Annotated in this window: 17 protein-coding genes; 9 read left to right on the top strand and 8 right to left on the bottom strand. The window is 44.5% G+C overall.

Annotated elements, in window-relative coordinates:
- Positions 1-36: 36 nt before the first annotated feature.
- The 4 genes from ABR189_RS09315 to ABR189_RS09300 form a co-directional block, all read right to left on the bottom strand.
- Positions 37-621, bottom strand: a complete 585-nt coding sequence (locus tag ABR189_RS09315) for an SCO family protein (RefSeq protein ID WP_354660201.1) — start codon at positions 619-621, stop codon at positions 37-39.
- A gap of 11 nt (positions 622-632) precedes the next feature.
- Entirely contained in the window at positions 633-1,421 is a 789-nt protein-coding gene (locus tag ABR189_RS09310) for a formylglycine-generating enzyme family protein (protein WP_354660200.1), read from the bottom strand.
- A 5-nt stretch (positions 1,422-1,426) separates the two neighbouring features.
- Positions 1,427-2,899 carry a copper-containing nitrite reductase gene (gene nirK, locus ABR189_RS09305; protein WP_354660199.1) on the bottom strand — a complete coding sequence of 491 codons (1,473 nt, stop codon included), beginning with the start codon at positions 2,897-2,899 and terminating at the stop codon, positions 1,427-1,429.
- Between the two features lie 293 nt (positions 2,900-3,192).
- On the bottom strand, positions 3,193-5,469 hold the full coding sequence (locus ABR189_RS09300) for a nitric-oxide reductase large subunit (RefSeq protein WP_354660198.1): 2,277 nt from the start codon (positions 5,467-5,469) through the stop codon (positions 3,193-3,195).
- Between the two features lie 53 nt (positions 5,470-5,522).
- Between ABR189_RS09300 and ABR189_RS09295 the strand changes: the two genes are divergently transcribed.
- The 6 genes from ABR189_RS09295 to ABR189_RS09270 all read left to right on the top strand — a co-directional run bounded on the left by ABR189_RS09295 (position 5,523) and on the right by ABR189_RS09270 (position 10,998).
- Entirely contained in the window at positions 5,523-6,143 is a 621-nt protein-coding gene (locus ABR189_RS09295; RefSeq protein ID WP_354660197.1) for a Crp/Fnr family transcriptional regulator, read from the top strand.
- Positions 6,144-6,209: 66 nt separating this feature from the next.
- The gene (locus ABR189_RS09290; RefSeq protein ID WP_354660196.1) at positions 6,210-7,139 is read left to right on the top strand and encodes a DUF2249 domain-containing protein; all 930 of its coding nucleotides are present in this window, start codon (positions 6,210-6,212) and stop codon (positions 7,137-7,139) included.
- Between the two features lie 9 nt (positions 7,140-7,148).
- Entirely contained in the window at positions 7,149-8,429 is a 1,281-nt protein-coding gene (locus tag ABR189_RS09285) for a hypothetical protein (RefSeq protein ID WP_354660195.1), read from the top strand.
- Positions 8,430-8,440: 11 nt separating this feature from the next.
- Positions 8,441-8,782 (top strand): metal-sulfur cluster assembly factor, encoded by a 342-nt coding sequence (locus ABR189_RS09280; RefSeq protein ID WP_354660194.1) that lies wholly within the window; start codon positions 8,441-8,443, stop codon positions 8,780-8,782.
- A 95-nt stretch (positions 8,783-8,877) separates the two neighbouring features.
- Positions 8,878-10,116, top strand: coding sequence for an SGNH/GDSL hydrolase family protein (locus ABR189_RS09275; protein ID WP_354660193.1), 1,239 nt, complete (start codon positions 8,878-8,880; stop codon positions 10,114-10,116).
- A gap of 132 nt (positions 10,117-10,248) precedes the next feature.
- The gene (locus tag ABR189_RS09270) at positions 10,249-10,998 is read left to right on the top strand and encodes a murein L,D-transpeptidase catalytic domain family protein (protein ID WP_354660192.1); all 750 of its coding nucleotides are present in this window, start codon (positions 10,249-10,251) and stop codon (positions 10,996-10,998) included.
- Between the two features lie 130 nt (positions 10,999-11,128).
- On the opposite strand, the gene ABR189_RS09265 is transcribed toward ABR189_RS09270, so the two are convergent.
- Positions 11,129-12,724 carry a L,D-transpeptidase family protein gene (locus tag ABR189_RS09265; protein ID WP_354660191.1) on the bottom strand — a complete coding sequence of 532 codons (1,596 nt, stop codon included), beginning with the start codon at positions 12,722-12,724 and terminating at the stop codon, positions 11,129-11,131.
- 148 nt (positions 12,725-12,872) lie between these two features.
- On the opposite strand from ABR189_RS09265, the gene ABR189_RS09260 reads away from it, so the two are divergent.
- Together ABR189_RS09260 and ABR189_RS09255 are read left to right on the top strand one after the other, a co-directional pair.
- Positions 12,873-13,454, top strand: a complete 582-nt coding sequence (locus tag ABR189_RS09260; protein WP_354660190.1) for an HPP family protein — start codon at positions 12,873-12,875, stop codon at positions 13,452-13,454.
- Positions 13,455-13,545: 91 nt separating this feature from the next.
- Entirely contained in the window at positions 13,546-14,490 is a 945-nt protein-coding gene (locus ABR189_RS09255; protein WP_354660189.1) for a geranylgeranylglycerol-phosphate geranylgeranyltransferase, read from the top strand.
- Between the two features lie 17 nt (positions 14,491-14,507).
- On the opposite strand, the gene ABR189_RS09250 is transcribed toward ABR189_RS09255, so the two are convergent.
- The 3 genes from ABR189_RS09250 to ABR189_RS09240 all read right to left on the bottom strand — a co-directional run bounded on the left by ABR189_RS09250 (position 14,508) and on the right by ABR189_RS09240 (position 17,586).
- Entirely contained in the window at positions 14,508-15,491 is a 984-nt protein-coding gene (locus tag ABR189_RS09250; RefSeq protein ID WP_354660188.1) for a hypothetical protein, read from the bottom strand.
- A gap of 75 nt (positions 15,492-15,566) precedes the next feature.
- A complete protein-coding gene (locus ABR189_RS09245; protein WP_354660187.1) occupies positions 15,567-16,520 on the bottom strand; it encodes a glycerophosphodiester phosphodiesterase family protein in 954 nt (317 codons plus the stop codon).
- A 49-nt stretch (positions 16,521-16,569) separates the two neighbouring features.
- Complete coding sequence (locus ABR189_RS09240; RefSeq protein ID WP_354660186.1) at positions 16,570-17,586, bottom strand: LacI family DNA-binding transcriptional regulator; 1,017 nt, start codon at positions 17,584-17,586, stop codon at positions 16,570-16,572.
- A 182-nt stretch (positions 17,587-17,768) separates the two neighbouring features.
- Here ABR189_RS09240 and ABR189_RS09235 point away from each other — a divergent pair, with 182 nt between their 5' ends.
- On the top strand, positions 17,769-20,873 hold the full coding sequence (locus tag ABR189_RS09235; protein WP_354660185.1) for a SusC/RagA family TonB-linked outer membrane protein: 3,105 nt from the start codon (positions 17,769-17,771) through the stop codon (positions 20,871-20,873).
- Positions 20,874-20,881 lie beyond the last annotated feature (8 nt).

Here is a 20,881-nt window from a genome sequence, read left to right as displayed (position 1 = left end):
TTATTTATTCAGATTTGCTTGCTCCCGGTATAGCTGTTATAGTTTGGCTAATATGGCTGCTTCACTGTTATCCAATCCATCTTCTGTATATAACAATACGCCATTTTCATCCAGCAGTATCTTTTTATTGTTATGGCTGAAGCCTCCGGAAGACAATTGCTGATACCGGATATCCAGCAGCATGGCCAGTTCTTTTACTGCAGCAGCAGAACCATTCAGCAGGGTCCAGTTGGTGCCCAGCTGATATTGTTGTGCATAGGCTTTCAATACTTCGGGCGTATCGTATTCGGTATCAAAAGATACCAATACAAACCTTACCTGGTCTTTTTTTGCAGCAGGCAGCTTTTCTTCTATGGCTTTCAGGTTTTCCACCATGCGCGGACAAGCATATCCGCAGGAAGTAAATACCATGGTAATGATTGTTTTTTTGCCCCGGAGGGTATCCAGGTTAAAAGAGGCACCTTCCTGGTTTTGCCATTGCTGCTTTGCCTGATAAATGGAATTGTCGGGCAGGGCTGTTTTAGTAGTATAGGCAGCGGGTAGCTGGATGGTTTTGTGTTCCATACAGCTGGCCAGTATAAGGATAGTACCTGCGATGAATAATCCTGCATATTTTTTCATAACCTTTGTTTTTACTTATGAATATTTTTTGTGTCTGCGGCACACCGGAATCCAAGATTTTTTACTGTGTAGTTAGCTTTAAGACTGTTGCGGAAGGCATACCGCATAAAAGCGGCATAATCCCGGGTGTCTGCCGCATTTAAGGCACCGGCACCGCATACAAATTTTTTTTCTACTTCATTACTACGGGAGTCATTGCTCATGATCAGGTTATTAAAATCATCTACCCATTCCCACACCAGGCCATACATGTCATAGATGCCGGCAGTGTTTACATACCCGGTGGTAACCGGCGGCAAAGTCTTAGGCGTAGGCTTGCTGTACCATTCCAGGATAATTTTTTCCAGGGGCACGCCCCGTTGTTTACCGGCAGGTGGTATAGCCGCAGCATATTCCCATTCGTTCATCACCGGCAACCTTTGATTTTTCCACTGGGCATATGCTTTTGCGGCAAACCAGGAAACGTTTGTTACCGGTGCCTGCAATTGTACCTGGTCGCCGGGATCCTCATCACTTTTCCAATGTTGCAGGTAATTCCTGTCGGCAAAGATGGGTTTGACTTTAGACTTCGCCCATTGCGGATTGGCTTTTACAAATTCCAGAAACTGTGCATTGGTAACCGGTGCGGTACTGATGGTAAAATCCGGTACATACACTTTTTTGCCGGGTTGCTCCTGGAGGAAGGGCTGAAAGTTCCCGCCAGGGATCAATACCATTGCATCCTGTTGCTGGGCCTGCCCTGGATGGCAAGCGATGATCAACACCGTGGATACCTGCAAGAGAACTTTCTGCCACATCATCTTTGTTATTTATCTTTTAATGCCTGTACTTCTTTGGTACTTACTATAATTGGTTTGTTGTTGAGTTGCTGGTGGATGAAGGTGAGCACACTGGCAATTTCTTCTGCACTCAGGTTTTGTGCCGGCATAGCACTGTTATATTTATTACCGTTTACCGTGATCTCTCCCTGTAATCCATGGAGCAGGATACCTATTCCTTTATCTTTCCGGGCTTGCAGAAAATCGGATGCTGCAACAGGTGGAAATGCATTGGCCAGCCCTTGCCCTTTATCCTGGTGGCAGGCCATACAGGTTTGCTGATAGATGGCTTTACCTCTTGTGATCAATTCTTCTTTGCTCAGCTCTTTTACCGGTGCGGCTGCCTGTATAGGTGCAATGCCTGTTTCACTCACTGCGGGCAGGTAGGGTTTGTCCCTTTGCTGATGGGAGTAAATGCCAGGTGCTTCGTCGCCCTCTACTTTGATCTGTGCCAGTGCACCTTTGTTGAAGGTGCGGAATATAGAATGGTCTACAATGTTCAGGGTGCCGGGCACTTCACATTTAAACTCTACCATCGCCGCACCACCGGCAGGAATCAACGTTGTTTGTACATTGTGGTTGATCAGACTGCCGCCTTCCAGGTATACTTTATCAAAGATTTCTCCGATCACATGGAAAGAAGATACCAGGTTGGGGCCTCCATTACCAATATACATACGGATGGTTTCCCCGGTTTTGGCCCTGATGGCATTATCTCCTGCATTGGCGCCCACTGCACCGTTAAATACTACGTATTCGGGCTTTTCGTCTACTGCCTTGTTCATATCAAAAGGCTGTAATCCTGCTTCCCCAAACTTTCCTTTTGTATAAAATTCTCCCTGCATCACATATATCTCCCGGTCTACTTTAGGTAACCCTTCTTTGGGCTCTACCAGGATAAGGCCATACATACCATTGGCAATGTGCAGGCCTACCGGCGCTGTAGCACAGTGGTATACATAAAGACCGGGATTCAATGCCCGGAAAGAGAATTGGGTAGAGTGTCCCGGAGCGGTCAGCGAAGCTTCTGCACCACCACCCGGGCCAGTTACAGCATGCAGGTCTATATTATGGGGTACTTTATTGTCCGGATGATTATGTAAATGAAATTCTACCAGGTCGCCTTCCCGTATCCGGATAAATTTACCCGGCACTTTACCACCAAATGTCCAGAAAGTATACTCCACACTATCCGCCAGCCGCATATTCTGTTCGATGACTTCGAGGTCTACTATAACCTTGGTAGCGGTAGTCCGGTTTAACGCAGCTGGTACTTCCGGCGCATCTGTCAAGATAGCTTTTACTTCGCCTTCAATACGTGCTTCCTGGTTTTTTTCATAAGCAGCTTTTTTTTCGTTTACACCACCGCAGGAAGTAAACCCTACGGTAGCCAGTAAAAGAAGGATGCCGGTGCTGAACATTTTTGCAGCAGTGTTTTTGAGTGGTTTGTTGTTTCTCATGGCTAGATAGTTGGAACATTCATATTGATGATTCAAAAGTAGATCTGAATGCAGGAAATATCTATGATATTCATCAATGCAGGGTATGATTTAAATCACTTCTTAGCTTTTATTGTAGCTGCTTTTAGTGGATTGCAGTACGGGTTGATATGCTGAAAATATAACCAGTAAGAATTGTTGGGAGTGGGGTAACGTGTATCAGGGTACGATGGTATGCCGGCAGCAGCTACGCGAACAAAAAAGTAACGCCCCGCATAACAGGGCGTTTACTTTCATTTGCATAGGATAGGTGGTTAGGATACCATTTGTTGAACAGTACCAGGGTAAATTTCTTTTTTGTAAGACCAGCCGGTTTTCAGGCCGATAACGAATATAATCAGGGCCAAATCTCCTGCAGCCAGTACACTGTCGCCTATTACCCGCAGCCAGCGGAGGACTTGCATCACATCTGTTTGCATGAATTCCGGTGAGCGTGCATACCAGTATCCATGTTGTATTGAAGCAATGGTTTGCAGGATACCGATAGGAAGCAGGCTGATCATTACCATCAGGAATAGACCAATATTGATAGACCAGAATGAAAACCCGAGCAGGCGGTCGTTCCATACTGTACCAGGATAAAGCCCCCGGAGTACAAACAGCATGAGGCCGATACCCAGGATGCCGTATACGCCAAAGAGTGCAGCATGGCCATGCAGGGGAGTGGTGTTAAGCCCCTGCATGTAATACAATGCAATGGGTGGATTAATGGCAAACCCGAAGATACCGGCACCGAGGAAGTTCCAGAAACAAATAGCGATGAAGCAGTAGATGGGCCATTTGTAAGCCTGGATCCAGCGGGTAGACTTGCTCAGCTGGTAGTTGTGGTAAGCTTCGTAACCGATCAGTACCAGTGGCACAATTTCCAGTGCGCTGAAGGTGGCACCTAATGCCAGCACTGCAGTAGGCGTACCGGAGAAATACAGGTGATGGAAAGTGCCGATAATGCCTCCGGCCAGGAAAATGATCGTAGAAAAAAGCACGGCATGGGTGGCAGATTTAATTTCCAGCAGCCCCAGCCGGCAGAAGAGGAAAGCAGCAACTACGGTAGCAAATACTTCAAAGAAACCTTCTACCCACAGATGCACTACCCACCAGCGCCAGTATTCTGCGATGGCCAGGTGTGTTTGCCGGCCATACATTAGTCCGGCGGCATAGAATACGGCAATCGCTACAGAAGAAATAATAAAGAGCGTGAGCAGGTGGCGGTTTTCCTGCCTGGCTTTTAGTGCGGGTAATAAAGCTCTTAGCATCAGCACCAGCCAGATAATCAATCCCACCAGGAGGAGCGTTTGCGACACCCTGCCCAGCTCAATGTATTCGTACCCCTGATGCCCCCATAGAAAGTTATCCGCCAGTCCCAGCTTCTGCATAACGCCCATCCATAACCCCACTACCGAACCCAGTACTACTACCAGCAAGGCCCCAAATAATACGTTTACCCCCAAACGTTGATATTTGGGTTCATGGCCCGATACAGCAGGCGCAATATACAGGCCGGTAGCCAGCCAGGAGGTGGCGATCCAGAAAATGGCCAGCTGCACATGCCAGCTTCTGGCTACAGAAGCCGGTAAATACTCTGCCAACGGAAAACCATACCAGCCATTTCCTTCTACGCCATAGTGTGCAGTGATGACACCGGATATCATTTGTAGTAGTATCAGCAGGGTAACTATCCAGAAATATTTTAAAGTAGCTTTCATGGAAGGCGTAGGCACCATGTTGCGCAACGGATCTTCTTTGGGCAATGCGGCGGTGTCCATCTCCTTTTCCTTGTTGCGTGCATGATAGATAATCAGCAACCCCACAGCGGCCAGTAATAACAATACACTGAATCCACTCCATAACTGCAGGGAAGGAGGAGGCGTATTTCCGATCAGGTCTTCACCAGGCCAGTTGTTGGTGAAGGTGACAGTTTCGCCGGGACGGTTAGTGCTGCAAACCCAGGAACACCAGAAAAAGAAGGCATTCATTTGCCGCATTCTTTCCGGATCCTTGATGGTATTTTCAGGAATAGCATATTGTGAGCGCAGCGTAGCAAAGGCCGGATCATTCATGAACAAACCGGCGTAATAATCCGACAGTTGCCGGAAAGCAGCTGCCCGGGCGGGAGATATCGTAGTGATTGTGGTAACGCTATCAAAGGTGTTTTCGCGAATCATATTTTTTAGCCTCACCTGATACATGCGTTGCAGATCTTCTCCGATTGACTGATACTCCCGCTGGTCTGCTTTAGCCATGCCTTCGAGCATCAGTAATGCTTCCCGGTGCAGATAATCTGCTGTCCAGTCTGGTGCAATGTAACTGCCGTGGCCCCAGATACTGCCCACTGTCTGACCTCCCATGGATTGCCATACATTTTGTCCGTCTTTGATATCCTGTTCTGTAAATAATATAGTGCCATCACTGCTTTTTACCGCTTTGGGAATAGGAGGAACATGCCGGTACAACTCAGTGCCATAAAAGATTAATACTGCAAACGAACCAAAAATAACTATTCCGAGGGTGAGCCATAAATTCTTAATCGACATAACTTTGCGGTTTAAAAACGGTGTAAAGTTACCGGGGGATAAGAAGTACTTTTATGCGTACGATCATAAAACCCATATTTGTTATGATTAATGAAGCGTTATTATTGAAGTACGGTGCTACGCTGAAAAAACTGCAGAAAGAACAGGTCCTGTTCCAGGAAGGAAGCAGCAGTACTTTTTATTACCAGGTGAGAAGCGGGGAGATGGTCATGTTTAATCTTAGTGATGGCGGTAAAGAATTTATACAGGGGATTTTTACGGAGGGACAGAGTTTTGGGGAGCCTGCGCTGTTTGGCGGATTTCCTTATCCCGCTTCTGCACGTGCACTACAGCCCACGGTACTACTGCGGATCAGCTATGAACGGCTGTTGGTATTGTTGAAAGATCATTTTGAAATACAGGTCAGTATTCTGAGCAATCTTTCCAAACGATTGGCTTATAAGTCGATGATCATGAAGGAAATTTCCAGTTATAACCCTGAGCATCGTATACTAACCCTCCTGGATTTTTTAAAGAAAGAACAGGGCGAAAAGGGAACACCTTATGAAGTAAAGCTCTCCCGGCAAAAAATTGCCGACCTCACAGGACTGCGGGTAGAAACCGTTATCCGCGCTATTCAAAGCCTGAAACAAAAAGAAGAACTCTTCGCGAAGGGAAGGCGTGTATTCCGGTAGCCGGATTATAATTATAATAAAAGATAGTTTTGTCTTTTATTATTATGCTACTTACCTTTGTAGTGTATGATTGTTACCGCTAGTTCAAAAATAGGGCATATAATAAAGGAGAATCCTGCTGCCATTACGGCTATTGCTTCCGTAAACAAACATTTTGAGAAGCTGCGTAATCCTGTATTGCGGAAGTTGCTGGCCAACCGGGTAACAGTAGCTGAGGCAGCCAGGATTGGTAATTGTGATATAGCGGTTTTGTTTGAAAAGCTGACGGATATTGGTTTTGTTTGCGAGCATATCACTGCACCGGTTGCTGCTGCTGTATTACCGGCAGCAGATATAAATACAGAAAGATCAGCTTCGTCGCCGGCAATTGGAGTTAGTCCTTCGGCTATATCCACGGCAGATTTGCTGTTGTCTGCCGCTATTGCAGATGCCGATAAAGCACAGGCGGTATTGCTGGATGTTAGAGCAGATCTTGCGGCAGGCACAGATCCTTTTAAAAAGATTATGCAATGTGTAAATGGAATGTTGCCAGGGCAAACATTATGTCTGGTTAATTCTTTTGTCCCGCTGCCACTTATAAAGATACTGGAGAAGAAAAGCTTTACCTGTAAAGTAGAACAGATCACTACAGAGGAGGTACATACCTTTTTCAAGAAGATGAATGATACAGCGGTAGTAGCCAGGCCAACAGCCGGGATTACTATAGATGACACATCATTTGAACAGCTATTGCAGCAATATGAGGGGCATATGGTAGTGGTTGATGTACGGCTGCTGGAAATGCCATTACCCATGGTAACCATATTGGAATCCCTGGTTACGCTGGCGCCCCATCAGCTACTCATGGTAGAACACCGGAAAGTACCTTTGCTGTTGTTTCCTGAATTACAGCTAAGAGGTTATAAATATGTACAGCGAAGCATAGGGCAACAGCATGTACAGCTACTGATTTACAAAGCGCATTTAGAGATACACGCTTCATCGCAAACGATATAAGCAAAGGATATGAACAGGACTACCACCCAGGCACCGGATCTCAGACTGATATTACTTCATTATGGTGCGGGAGCTATTGCGCTGTTGGTAGCCAGTATATTCATCTTTTTATCGGTGGCCGTATTTAAAGGACACTATTTTCAACCCCGTTTACTGGCCATTACTCATTTACTCGCACTGGGATGGGGTACTATGATTATTACGGGTGCCTCTTATCAGTTATTGCCTGTATTGCTGGATGTGAATCTGTATAGCAACCGGCTGGGGTATTTTACTTTTGCTACTTTGTTGCCCGGCGTAGTACTACTGGTTTGTTCCTTCTGGCAATTTGATATCGGATGGTGTATGCAACTGGGGGCCATCCTTGTTTTGCTTGCCTTGTGTACTTATACTGTAAATATGTATTGTACTGCCAGGATAAAAAAAGAGCAGGGAATAGCGGCGGAGTGCCTGGTCACTGCTACGATCTGGCTTACCCTAACCGGTGTGTTGGGAGTATTGCTGGTATTCAACCTGCGTTATGCCTTTCTTCCCGAAATACATTTGCACTATCTGCAGTTACATGCACATATTGGTATAGCAGGCTGGTTTCTCTTACTGATCATTGGTGTAGGAACCAAATTGCTGCCTATGTTTTTATTATCGGAGATCACTTCTTTCCGGCGTATACAGGTAGCTTATTATTGTATCAATGCAGGATTAGTATTGTTGTTAGCAGATAGCCTGTTTTTTCATACCTATGAGCGGGCCTGGATATATGGCCTATTCATTCTGACAGGCATAGGCAGCTTTCTTTACTTCGTTGCGGATGCGTATAAAAAAGCCGGGCGTAAAAAAATGGATGCGCCCATGCAACAGAGCATGGTAGCAGTAGGTAGCATGTTATTGCCTGCGCTGTGTTTCTTTGGGTTAAAACTATGGAATGGCAGGATGCTGACGGAAGAGATACAGCTGGCCAACCTGTATGGATATAGCATATTTATGGGATTTATCACCATGCTGATATTAGGACAAACCTTTAAGACTTTGCCCTATATTGTATGGATGCAGCGTTATCAGCCACTCATCGGAAAAGTGCGCACACATACTTTACCCAGGGACCTGTACAATGAGCGATGGGTACGTATCCAGCTGTATTGCTATATGCCTGGGTATCTCCTTAGCCTGGCAGGCATCGCTTTTTCAGTTTCCTGGCTATTATGGACGGGTACTGCCGGTGTGGTGGCTACTGCGGTGTTTTATAATCTGAATGTTTGGAAAATATTGTTTCACCGGGTAGTTACCCAGTAAAATGCTGTGCCATGGATATTTTGTCAGATACACAGTTAGGAGGTAGTTTAATCCAGCAAACGGTATTGTGGAAGCTGCTGGACGTATATGATCCTGAAATGGGTGTAAACATTGTAGATATGGGACTGGTGTATCGAATACATGTGGAGCCCGCAGCACAACAGCTTTTTATAGACATGACGCTGACCAGCAAAGCCTGCCCTATGGGTAAAATGATTGTGTTACAGGTGGAGGAAACATTGAAAGCGGGATTTCCTGATATGGAGATCATTGTAACGCTGGTATGGGATCCTAAATGGAGCATAGACCGGATGAGTGATGCTGGAAAGCAACAGTTGGGCTGGGAGCTGTAATACCCGTTAATATTTAGCCATACTGCGGTAATATTCTATTCCCTTTTAGCTGGTGCAAAGCTTATTTTGGAGCATTATTCGAAAGCAAAAAGGTTATGAGCAGGCACTTTATTTTAGCGGGTATTGTTACGATCACCTTATTTTTTGACAACAGTTTTATACAGCCTGTATTATCGCAGGTGGTAAAAGACAAGAAACCGCTGAATAGTGCAGCATTTATACAATCCGCTCCGTTAGGTAATGCCCGTTACCGTATCCATCACGATAAAACCCTGCATGTTGCTTTCCTGGGAGGCTCTATTACTAATATGACCGGATGGCGGGGTAATGTAAGTGCCTATCTGCAGGCAAGGTATCCGGATGCGAAGATCACCTGCATCAATGCCGGTATTCCATCGCTTGGCAGTTTACCTCATGTGTTCCGTTTAAAAAATGACGTGCTGGATAAAGGGCGAATAGATCTGCTGTTGATAGAGTCGGCAGTAAATGACCATGTAAATGGTACGCCGCAACTTATACAGCAACGTGCATTGGAAGGAATTATCCGGCATGCGCGTACGGCCAACAGGTATATGGATATTGTGCTGATGGCTTTTGCAGATGAAGATAAAATGGCTGATTACCGGAATGGGAAAATACCGGCAGAAGTAGGGGTGCATGCCGCGATGGCTACCAGGTACCATCTCCCGTTTATTAACCTGGCGGAAGAAGTAACCCGTCGTATAGATAACGGAGAGTTTACCTGGGAAAATGATTTCAAAGACCTGCATCCTTCGCCATTCGGGCAGGAATTATATTTTAACACGATCAGGCAGTTGCTGGAAAAACAATTATCAGGGAAGGCCCCCCGGCAATTAACCACTTACGCCTTACCCAGGCCAGCGGACGTCGTGAATTACAGCCAGGGGGATTATTTACCGGTTAATACGGCTATTCAGCTACAGGATTTCATACAGGAAGCGAACTGGCATCCATCAGATAAAACTCCCACACGGGAAGGGTTTACTAATGTACCAATGTTGGTAGGCGAAAAAGCAGGCGCTTCTTTTGAGCTGCCTTTTGACGGAGATGCAGTAGGGGTGTCTGTTATTTCAGGTCCGGATGCCGGAATGATACAATATCGTATTGATGATGGACCAGTACAAACCAGGGACCTTTATACCCAGTGGAGTGCTTCCCTGCATTTACCATGGTATTTGTTATTGGGAGATGGTTTAACACCCGGAAAGCATCATTTATGGATGAGGATAGCACCTGAAAAAAATGCAGCATCTACCGGAAATGCTTGTCGTATTGTCCATTTTCTAGTGAATGAGTGTCAAAAAAGCCGTTAAACACAGGGAAATGTCAGAGAACTGTTAAAACCCTGTAATTATGTCTTTTTTATCGCTCCGGGCACAATTTTTTCACAAACAATGTGTTCTAAGTGGTTAATAATCATCAAATTGTTAAAGAAGTGATAAAGTATGAAGTTACCCATATATAAAAAAATATTATTCTTTTTAATGGGTAGTGGGGTGTTGATGGCATTCTTTTTCAACGCGCAACATGCACCTGCCGCTACCTTAACGTCTGCCACTGCACTTGTACCAGTATTGGAAAAGCGGTCGGCACAGGATCTGCCGGCATTATATGAAAAATTAGCCCTGGATAGTCTCGGACTTTCTCCCGCAGCTTTTGATTATGCTGTTCAGGGGTATAACCATTTATTATTGTCCGGCAGGATCAAACGGGAAGATATTCTTAGTATTATTGATTTCAGCCTTCCTTCCAGTAAAAAAAGGTTGTTTGTGATTGATCTGCGCCAGGGAAAGCTATTGTTCAATACGCTGGTATCTCATGGCAGGAATTCGGGGAGGGAAACAGCTACCACATTTTCCAATGAGCCCGACAGTTATAAAAGCAGTTTAGGGTTTTATATTACGGCTGAAACATACCGGGGAGAGCATGGTTATTCCCTGCGTTTGCAAGGAGAGGAGAAAGGTATTAATGATAATGCGATGAGCAGGGGAATTGTCATGCATAGTGCTGACTATGTAAATGAGCGATTTGCCCGCAGTCAGGGATATATTGGCCGGAGTTTAGGCTGCCCGGCCATTCCACAGGTATTGCACCGGAAAATTATTGAAAGTATCCGGAATGGTACCTGTCTGTTTTTATACAGCCCGGATAAGTTTTATGCAAAACATTCGAGGATATTAGCTAATAATGCGTGATTTTTTGAGCTGTTAGCTATTAGTCTTTAGCTTTTAACTGCGTAGTTCATTCACTATAAAAGTAATTAGTTACAACGTTTATCCAGCATAACACAATTGCTAAGCGCTAAAGGCCAACAGCTAAAAGCTATCAGTAAAACATCCTGGCTGCCAGTTTACTATCATGCCCATAGATATCCTTCCGGAACTGGAGCATGTCTTTTTCATCTACCCATGCCGTATAATAGGTAATCAGTACTGGCACCGGATGTTCCAGTTTTACATATTTTTCTTTTGTGAGGTTTATGGCACTATCAATTTTTTCGGCAGTCCATCTGGTGTTGTCTTCCAATAACCAGGAAGCCATTTTAACAGGATCGGCCAAACGGATACATCCGTGACTGTATGCCCTGTTGTCCTTATTAAACAAGCCTTTTGCCGGGGTGTCATGAAAGTAGATATTAAAGCTGTTGGGGAACAGGAATTTTACTTTGCCCAAGGCATTTTTCCTGCCGGGCAACTGGCGGATGACAGGTAGGCCGTTTCTTTCTCCGGTAACTTCCATATTATTTTGCTGCAGATAGTTTTTATTCCTGTCAATAGCCGGCAGTATTTCTTTGCGTACAATACTGGCTGGTATATTCCAGTTAGGGCTAAAAACAATCTGATTTAATTTACCGGAGAACATGGTGGTACTGTGGCCTTCTTTGCCCACTACCACTTCCATATCAAAAGCTTTGTTGTTGCCCTCCGCAGCATGCAGCATAAATTCGGGAATATTCACCAGGATCAGTTTGCCGGCAGGCTGATCCGGCATCCAGCGCATCCTTTCCATATTGATCAGTAATTGCTGTATCCGGGCTAGTACCGGTACATTCATTTCTGCTGCCAATGCAGGAGTAATCACCCCATCACTCGTATAACCATGCTGTTGCTGGAACGTTTTTACTGCATTTTCCAGCGGTTCATTAAATGTTCCGGAGGTGTCCTGATCTTTCAGCTCCCCGGTAACAGACAATCTTTTCTTGAAATGTGCGATAATAGGATCCTGGTCTCCCTTCTTAAATTTTTTGCTGGTAAGCAGGAGGGAATCCCATCCGCCTTTGCCGGCAATCTCCCGGTATTGTTGCAGTTGTTGCTTCATCAGGTGGTAAGCGGTATGGGCTGCATCATAGCGTTTGGTATCCCTGTTGTTATTCGCCAGTACAGAGTCTGCCAACTGGAGTACGGTTGTTTTCTGAATAGGAATTAACTGTTCCAGCTGCCGGATACGGATGTTTTTGTCCTGATAGGTAGCTATAAAATAATTGATAAGACGCTGTGTTAGTTGTAATTCTGTTTTGATAAAGACAGGATCTGTAGCAGCTACCACAAGCGAATCTTCTATCATCAGTGCATCCAGCCGGTTTTCCAGTGCTTTGTTCTTATCGCTGCTGTCTTTACTGTAATCATACAGGCTGCGGAAACCCAGGGCTTGTTCTGTGAGGCCATTACCGGCAAACCAGGTAAACTGAAAATTGCGGGCATTATAGAAACTTCTCATGGCGCTGGCAATCGTATCATTTAAGTGCTGGCCGGTAATGAATTTTTCTACTGCCATGCTATCCAGGAAAAGATTATTGTAGGCATTTGTTTTATTAATACTGTAATTGCGGGGCGTCACCTCCCCGGTGACATCTTTCTTTTGCAGGTCACAGCCTGTTATAAGTACATACAGCATCAGGGGGATGATCATTGCGCTTTTCATATCATCTTTTATTACAAAAGGTATGCCGCCGGGATGGGAAAAGCGGGGTTCCTTTAGCTATTGAAGGGTTATTGCCGGGATCATTTTATGGCAGGAGGACTATTAGATTTCATGTAAATGTTATAATATTGCGCCCTTTCAGCGCTATATGAGGAAGCAGTTAAAAAGGCACTTGCGTAAAGCCAGGGTCATATATTATAAAGAAACATTGATTGATTACCGGGAACAATTGTGGACATTTCTCGGCTCATTTTGTGGAATTGGTTTGATCGGCTTATTAAACAGCCAGTATTTCAGTGCATCGGACAACTTATTCCTGATTGGTTCTTTTGGCGCTTCTTCTGTATTGGTGTATGGTATTATTAACAGCCCGCTGGCGCAACCGAGGAATCTGATAGGGGGGCATGTGATCTGTGCCCTGGTAGGCGTGGCTATTCATCGTCTTATACCACATGAGTTGTGGCTGTCTTCTGCGCTTTCGGTATCCCTGTCTATTGTATTGATGCAAGTTACCAAAACGCTGCATCCACCAGGTGGGGCAACTGCATTGATCGCTAATATCGGCTCTGAAAAGATACAGCAACTGGGTTTTTTCTATGTGCTGAATCCTGTATTGTCCGGGGTATTGATCCTTTTGCTGGTAGCGATGTTGTTTAATAATCTGACTTCGCACCGGAACTATCCTGCTAATAAGAACTGGTACAAAGTATGGCAAAGAAGATACCGTTAGGATAAAAGAATTATATTAATTTTGTTTTGCTAAAGTCTTTATAGATTTAATATTCATATCCGTTACCTGTCAACCAAACCTTACCTATCAAATGAAAGCGGCTATCGCATTTTTAGGGCTGATCCGTTGGCCAAACCTGGTGTTTATCTTTCTTACACAGATTATGTTCCGGTATTGTGTATTATATCCGGCCTTTTCAGCAGCCCATATTTCTCATACAGTAACTGATTATCATTTTTTTCTGATAGTATGTTCTTATGTATTTATTGCCGCCGCCGGATATATTATCAATGATTATTTTGATCTGGATATAGACCTGGTCAACAAGCCGGGAAAGGTTTTCATCACGAATGGAATCAGTAAGGGGCAGGCTTTAATCTGGTATGGTGTTTTGAATATACTGGCTATACTGTGTAATGTATATGTAGATATGAGTACCACTACCCGCGCGGGTGGCATAAGTGCCATCATCTGTATTTTGTTATTGTTTTTCTATTCCAGGATCTGGAAAAAACGTTTTCTGATCGGCAATATACTGATAGCGGCGATTACAGCCTGGTCGATTACTGTTTTGGCTATATTGGAAGACAACCTGAAATGGCCCGAGGCTGCACAATACCTGACGTTTAACCTGAACAGGATCTTTCTCCTCACTATTTTATACACCGCTTTTGCTTTCATCGTGTCCCTGATCAGGGAAGTGATAAAGGATATGGAAGATATTAACGGGGATAGCCGGTATGGTTGCAGAACTATGCCCATTGTATGGGGGCTCAGTGCTTCCCGTGTTTTTGTAGCCACCTGGCTGGTGGTACTGATCTTAATGTTGCTCGTTACGGGGATATTCCTGAGTGCTTCCCTCTGGTGGCTTTTTATTGTTTATGCTTTCATTTTCATCCTCTTTCCCTTGCTGAGCATCTTAAGAAATTTATTTCAGGCGCAAAATGCAGCAGATTACCATAAACTGAGTAAGCATATCAAGATTGTGATGCTGATGGGCATCTTGTCTATGTTGTTTTTTAAGTATATGGGATAGGCTTGCGTATGTTCCGTTTATTTCGCTTGCTGATACACTGTTTTGATACAATACCAGAGATTAGCCGGTTTTTCCATATCAATGATCAGGGCTTTTCTTGGAAGAGAAGAGAAGGGCGGGAGTATAGCTGCTGTGCCTTGCAGTTGCATTAACTGCCGTAATGCCATGCTGCCCAGGGAGCAGATCCCCATCATGGAAATGGTAAATGCCTGTTTTTGTTTTGAGGAAAACGGTAATGCGGCAATTTCCTGCTTTATGTTTTGAACCAGCCCGAGGAAATAATGGTTAAACGCATGGGCATCTGTCATTCTGTTAGGAAGCGTTTCTGAGCCTTCCTGGATATCCTTATAAATATCATACAGATCATTCGTCAGTTGTATAATACCTCCGATCTGGTACCAGCAGTGCTTTTCTGCCGGAGATGCCTGCTCGTCCAGGTAAAAATGACAAAGCAAAACAGAATAGCCTCCCTTATCCAGAGTGATCTGTGCTATCACATCGTTGCTGACTGTTTTATCAAATTGTAGTGCAGAGTCTTCCTGTGCTTTGTATAATTGCCTGGTAACCTCACTGTAGAAGGTCTTATCCTTTACATAAGCCTGTAGCAGGCGATGGGAATGCAGGAATAGTTTTTCATCAAAAGTACGGGGCTGATATACTTCCGGTTCAAAGGAAATGCTGTACAGCTCATCTGCTGTCAGCTCGGCCCGGTCGCAGAAGTTATCAAATAAAGAGCTGCATATGAAATAATGCAGCATCCTTTCTTTTTCCTGGTTGTTGGTAAGCCTGTTTCTCAACAGTGTAAAGGCATCGCACATCATCGGAATATAGATGGCATAGCTGGTTACTACCTTTTTAAATGTAAAATCATCCAGTTGGCCACCCAGTTGTTGTTCCAATTGTTTTACGTAGTGGGTGGCCCATTTTTGTTCCTGTTTCCGGGAAGTCAGGATATGGTATGTTTTGGACAGTATGCCAGCGGTAAAACGGAAAAAATACATGGATATAAATTAAGCAGGCACAAAAGTAGGGATCTCTTTGTGTACATTGTTTTTTTAAGGTGCCGAAAACAGCTATTATTTGCGTTTGCCAAAAAAATGTTGTTTAGCGCTTTTAGCCGGAAGCAATGGCTGGATGGCAGTAGCTGCTTCAATGGGCAGATCGGATTCTATTACATCAGCACCATCCAGGATAATATTACGGTAAGCTGTTTCCCGGGCAGTAGCACGGGGAAGCTTATCATAAGTAGGTGCCGCAGAGATCATGCACATAACACCCCGCTGATGCAGTAATTCATACATTTCTTTATTTTCCGGTTTGTTGTGTGGGCCTACATATGCCATCACCTGTGTCCAGGGAATGCCTGCTGCTTCATAGGTTTTTAAGGCCGCCGGCGTTTTTACAAAAGCAGAGAACATGGCATCCTTGTGCTGACTTAAATAGTACTTTGCCTGATCTGCTGTATGTACCGTCAGCATAACATGCGAGAAGGCCTCGTGTTCCAGTAGTTTTTGGGCGGTCATTTCCAGGGGAACATCCTTTATATCCAGGTTCAGTATTGTTTTGCCCTTACTCCAGACAATTACTTCATCCAGGGTAGGGATGCCGTAGGGCGTCACCTTTCCATCCGAATCTTTTAGTTTTAGTTTTTTTAATTGTTCCCAGGTATAGTCTGCCACTTTTCCCTTGCCGGTAGTAGTACGGTCGAGAGTAGCATCATGCATCAGCACAATTACACTGTCTTTGGTAAGGCGGGGATCTATTTCGAAGAAGGCAGGTGTATGCCGTAAAGTGTTTTCAAATGTAGCGATACAGTTTTCGGGAAAGCCTTTGGTAGTACCGCCCCGGTGGCCGCTAATAAGGGGAATGTCTTTGCCGGTGTATTTAAAATAGGCATGCAGCTGCTGCGTGTTTTTGATTTTAATTACCTGTAATCCTTTGTGCTGTGCAAATAACAGGTTGCCTGTCAGCAGGCATAATATTGTCAGCCATAGGGTAGGGTTGCTGATCCTGTGTTTTTTAGTATTCATGGATTTCATCTGTATTAGTTTGCATAAGGCGCAGGGACCGGGATAGCGGTTAATCCCGTTTGCTGGATTCCCGGATAATAAGTTTGCCAGGCAAAATGACTTCTTCCGGTATAAACCTTTTCTTTTTAATGTGATTTAATAATAGCTGGCAACTTACTTTACCTATTTCAAATGCAGGCTCAGCAATGGTGCTCAGAGAAGGTGTGATAATGGCAGCAACGGGATCATTTGTGAATCCGACTACCCCCACTTCTTTACCTATTTGTACATTCATCTGTTTTAAGGCCAGCATGGCACCCACTGCTTTCCGGTCATTAACTGCAAAAACAGCATCCGGTTTTTTGGGAAGTTGCCATAGTTGCTGCATATCCTGTGTGCCGCAATCCTGGGAAAAACCGGAATGAATGATCCATTCTTCTTTTACCGGTAATTTATGTTTACGCAGTGCGTCCAGGTAACCTTTCAATCTTTTTTCCGTGAAGGTAAGTCCCTGTGGTCCGGCAATATGCGCAATTTTTGTATAGCCATTGGCAATAAGATGTTCTGTTGCTTCAAAAGCCCCGTTGTAATCATCCTGCATCACTTTGGAAGTAGTAATATGTTCTGCTACCCGGTCGAAGAACACTACCGGCACGCCATCATCAATTACTTCCTGGAAATGCTGGCAGGAATCCGCCTGAGAGGAAACTGCCACGAGCAGGCCATCCAGGCTGCTTAAAGTCAGGTTTTTTACAATGTTGATCTCCCTTTCTGCAGCGTCGTTGGTAACATACAGAATGATATTATATCCATGGCTGTAGGCCACTTCCTGTATACCGGTATAAACGGTAGAGAAATAGTAGTTGGTAATACCCGGAAGAATTACCCCCAGGTTGTGGGTGCTGCTTTGCACCAGGCCTGTAGCATTGAAATTAGGCTTGTAATTTAACTCCGCTGCCTTATCCAGTACCAATTGCCTGGTAGCTGCGCTTACATCGTAAGTATCTCTTAGTGCACGCGATACTGTAGATACGGAAATCTTTAAGGCAAGGGCAATGTCTTTTATTGTTGCATAGTGTCTCCGCATGCTTCTTACAGGTCTGATTGGAACGAATTAATAAATATAATAAAAAAGATTGATTAAGCGGTAGGAATGGGCGCGTTTTTCGGTAACGTTCTCGGCGATTTATTTGATGGTAGTAGTTACCGGGTGTATTTTGAGGGAAGAATTTAAGCCAACCAGGATCACTCATTAAATTAAAAAACGGTATGAAAAAGCGGATGCATCTAACATTCAATCTCTATTTCCTTCTAGTACTTGTTTTGGCCATGCCATGGCAGGTCTCCGCACAAAACCAGCCTGTAAAAGGAACGGTACGCGATGCTGCCAACCAGTCGCCGGTTCCGGGGGTAAGTGTAAGCGTAAAAGGTACGCCTAATGGTGTCACTACCGATCCGGATGGTAAGTATACCATTTCAGCTGCTGCGGATGCAGTGTTGGTATTTTCCTTTATCGGTTATGAAAAACAGGAAGTTTCTGTCGCAGGCAAACAAAGTATTGATGTTGCCTTAGTATTGTCTACTTCTAAACTAAGTGAAGTAGTAGTTACCGCATTAGGTATTGAGCGTAAAACGCGTTCACTGGGTTATTCTACGCAACAGCTTACCGGTGCTAATCTGAATGCGGTGAAAGATCCCAGCGCAAACATTATGAACAGCCTGAGTGGTAAAGTAGCAGGCGCTGTTATCACACCAGCCTCTACCGGGCCTGGCGGCGCTGTACGGGTGGTATTAAGAGGTAATCGCTCTCTTACCGGTAATAATAATGCGCTGATTGTGGTGGATGGAGTACCATTGGATAATAATATGACAAGTGAACGGGGTGGTGGCGGCTCCGCCAATACCATTGGTACACAGATGAAAAGTTTAAGCAGTGGATACTCAGGAAGTGATGGTGCTTCCAGCATCAACCCACAGGATGTGGAATCAGTAACGGTGCTGAAAGGTGCGGCCGCTGCTGCATTGTATGGCAGCCGCGCTGCAAACGGGGCCTTGATCATTACTACTAAAAGCGGAAAGAGTGGCCGCATGGCAGTGAATTACAATGGAAGCATTTCTGTAGACCAGCCTAATCTGCTGATGAAATTCCAGAATACTTATGGCCGGGGTAATAAAGGGCAGTATGGTGCGCAGGCAGGCGAAAGCTGGGGAGCACCCGCAAAGACTTATGCAAATAATGTCCGTGATTTTTATCAAACAGGTACTGCCATTAATAATTCCATTGATTTTTCCGGAGGTACAGACAACGTAAGAGGATATGCTTCCTATACCAATAACAGCACCAAGGGAATCGTTCCTAATAACAGCCTGGATAGAAATACGCTCAACCTGCGGTTGTCTACTACTATCATCCCAAAGCTGACAACGGATGTGAAGGTGACCTATATGAACCAGCAAATAAAGAATAAACCACGGTTGGGTGATAATGGGGTGGTAAATGAAGCTACTATAATGCCACGGGATCTGAGTCCGGATTCTTTAAGGATATTTGAGCGTTATGATGCTATGGGAAAACCTATTCCGGTATACTGGACCAACTCTTCTATTTTTATGAATCCTTACTGGGATGTAAACAGGACCAGTTTAAATGAAGAACGTAACAGGATTACCCTGCTGGGATCTGCTAAGTATCAGCTGACTGACTGGCTGAGTGTACAGGGACGTTACAGCCTGGATAAGTATGATGATAAGATCAGAGGTTCTTATTACGATGGTACCTTAGCCATGACGGTATTACCGGGCGGACGGTATCTGGAAGGACTGATCAGCCGGCAGGAGCGTAATATGGATGTGCTGTTATCCGGTAACAATAAGCTGTCTGGTGATTTTGGTATCAACTATAATGTAGGTGCCAGTGTACAAACCACTAAAGGGGGCAACACACAATCGCTGGCTAATGGATTGAGCATTCCCAACAAATTCGATCTTAATTTTGCTACTACACCTGCCTTTACCAGTATACCCTATAAAAAGGAAATTCAATCTGTTTATGGAAGTGCCCAACTTGATTTCAGACAATATCTTTATCTGGATGTAAGTGCCAGAAATGACTGGTCCTCTACGTTACCTCCTCCATACAGCTATTTTTATCCATCCGTGGCTTTGTCAGCTGTAATATCAGATATGACGGAATTGCCATCCTGGATGTCTTTTGGTAAAGTAAGGGCATCTTACTCAGAAGTAGGTAATGATGCGGATCCTTATTTGCTGATGCAGCGATATAATTTCACTTTAGGTGCTGGAAACGGCTTTGTGACAAGAGATAACACCAAATCAATTCCTGATCTGAAACCTGAGAGAACCAAAGCTTATGAAGCGGGTGTAGAGTGGAAGTTCCTGGATGGACGTATTGGCATCGATGCCACCTATTATAAGACTAATACGATTAATCAGCTGATTTTTGTGGGGCTGCCACAGGCAACAGGCTTCAGTCAGCAATATATCAATGTAGGGGATATTCAGAACCAGGGTATAGAAATCATGCTGACAGGCACCCCGGTACGCAGTAAAGAGCTGACCTGGAATACGGCAGTAAACTTTGCCCGGAATAAAAACAAGGTGCTGTCTTTAATTCCGGGATTAGAGCAGACAGAACTTTCTGCTTCCGGAACATTGGGCCGATTGCTGATAAAGCCAGGGGAATCCTATGGAGATATTTATGATTATGCCTGGGCAAAGGATGATAAAACCGGACAGTACCTGGTAAATGATAAAGGATTGCCCGTAGTAACCCCGCTGCAAAAGCTGGGTAATTTTAATCCTGATTTTACATTAGGCTGGAGCAACACTTTCCTGTATAAAAAATTCAACCTGTCTTTCCTGATTGATGGTCGTGTGGGTGGTATTGTAGTATCAGGAACAGATGCTTTCCTGGCTTATTATGGAGTAGGAGATTATACAGCTAAATACCGGGATGGAGGTTTAATCTTACCAGGTGTAAAAGCGGATGGCAGTTCCAATACCACTGCTATTACAGCAGAACAGTTATGGACAAGTGTTTCGCAGGGTGGTCGTAACGGATACGGAGAGTTTTTTGCCTATAGTGCTACCAACTTCCGTTTAAGAGAGCTTTCATTGGGATACAATTTTGATCTGAATCACAAACTGCTGAAGAATGCACGGTTGTCTGTTACCGGTCGTAATCTTTTCTTCCTGTACAGAGGGAAATCTCTCCTGGATATACCAGGCATAGGAAAACGTACACTACCGGTAGATCCCGAAGCTTCCATAGGTACCAGCAATTACCAGGGAATAGAAACAGGGATGTTACCTGCGGTGCGTAGTATTGGTTTGAACCTTAGTTTATCCTTTTAGTCCTCTTA

Source organism: Chitinophaga sp. H8 (genome assembly GCF_040567655.1).
In the GTDB taxonomy this organism is placed as follows: Bacteria; Bacteroidota; Bacteroidia; order Chitinophagales; family Chitinophagaceae; genus Chitinophaga; species Chitinophaga defluvii.
This window is presented reverse-complemented; position numbering and strand designations above follow the sequence as displayed.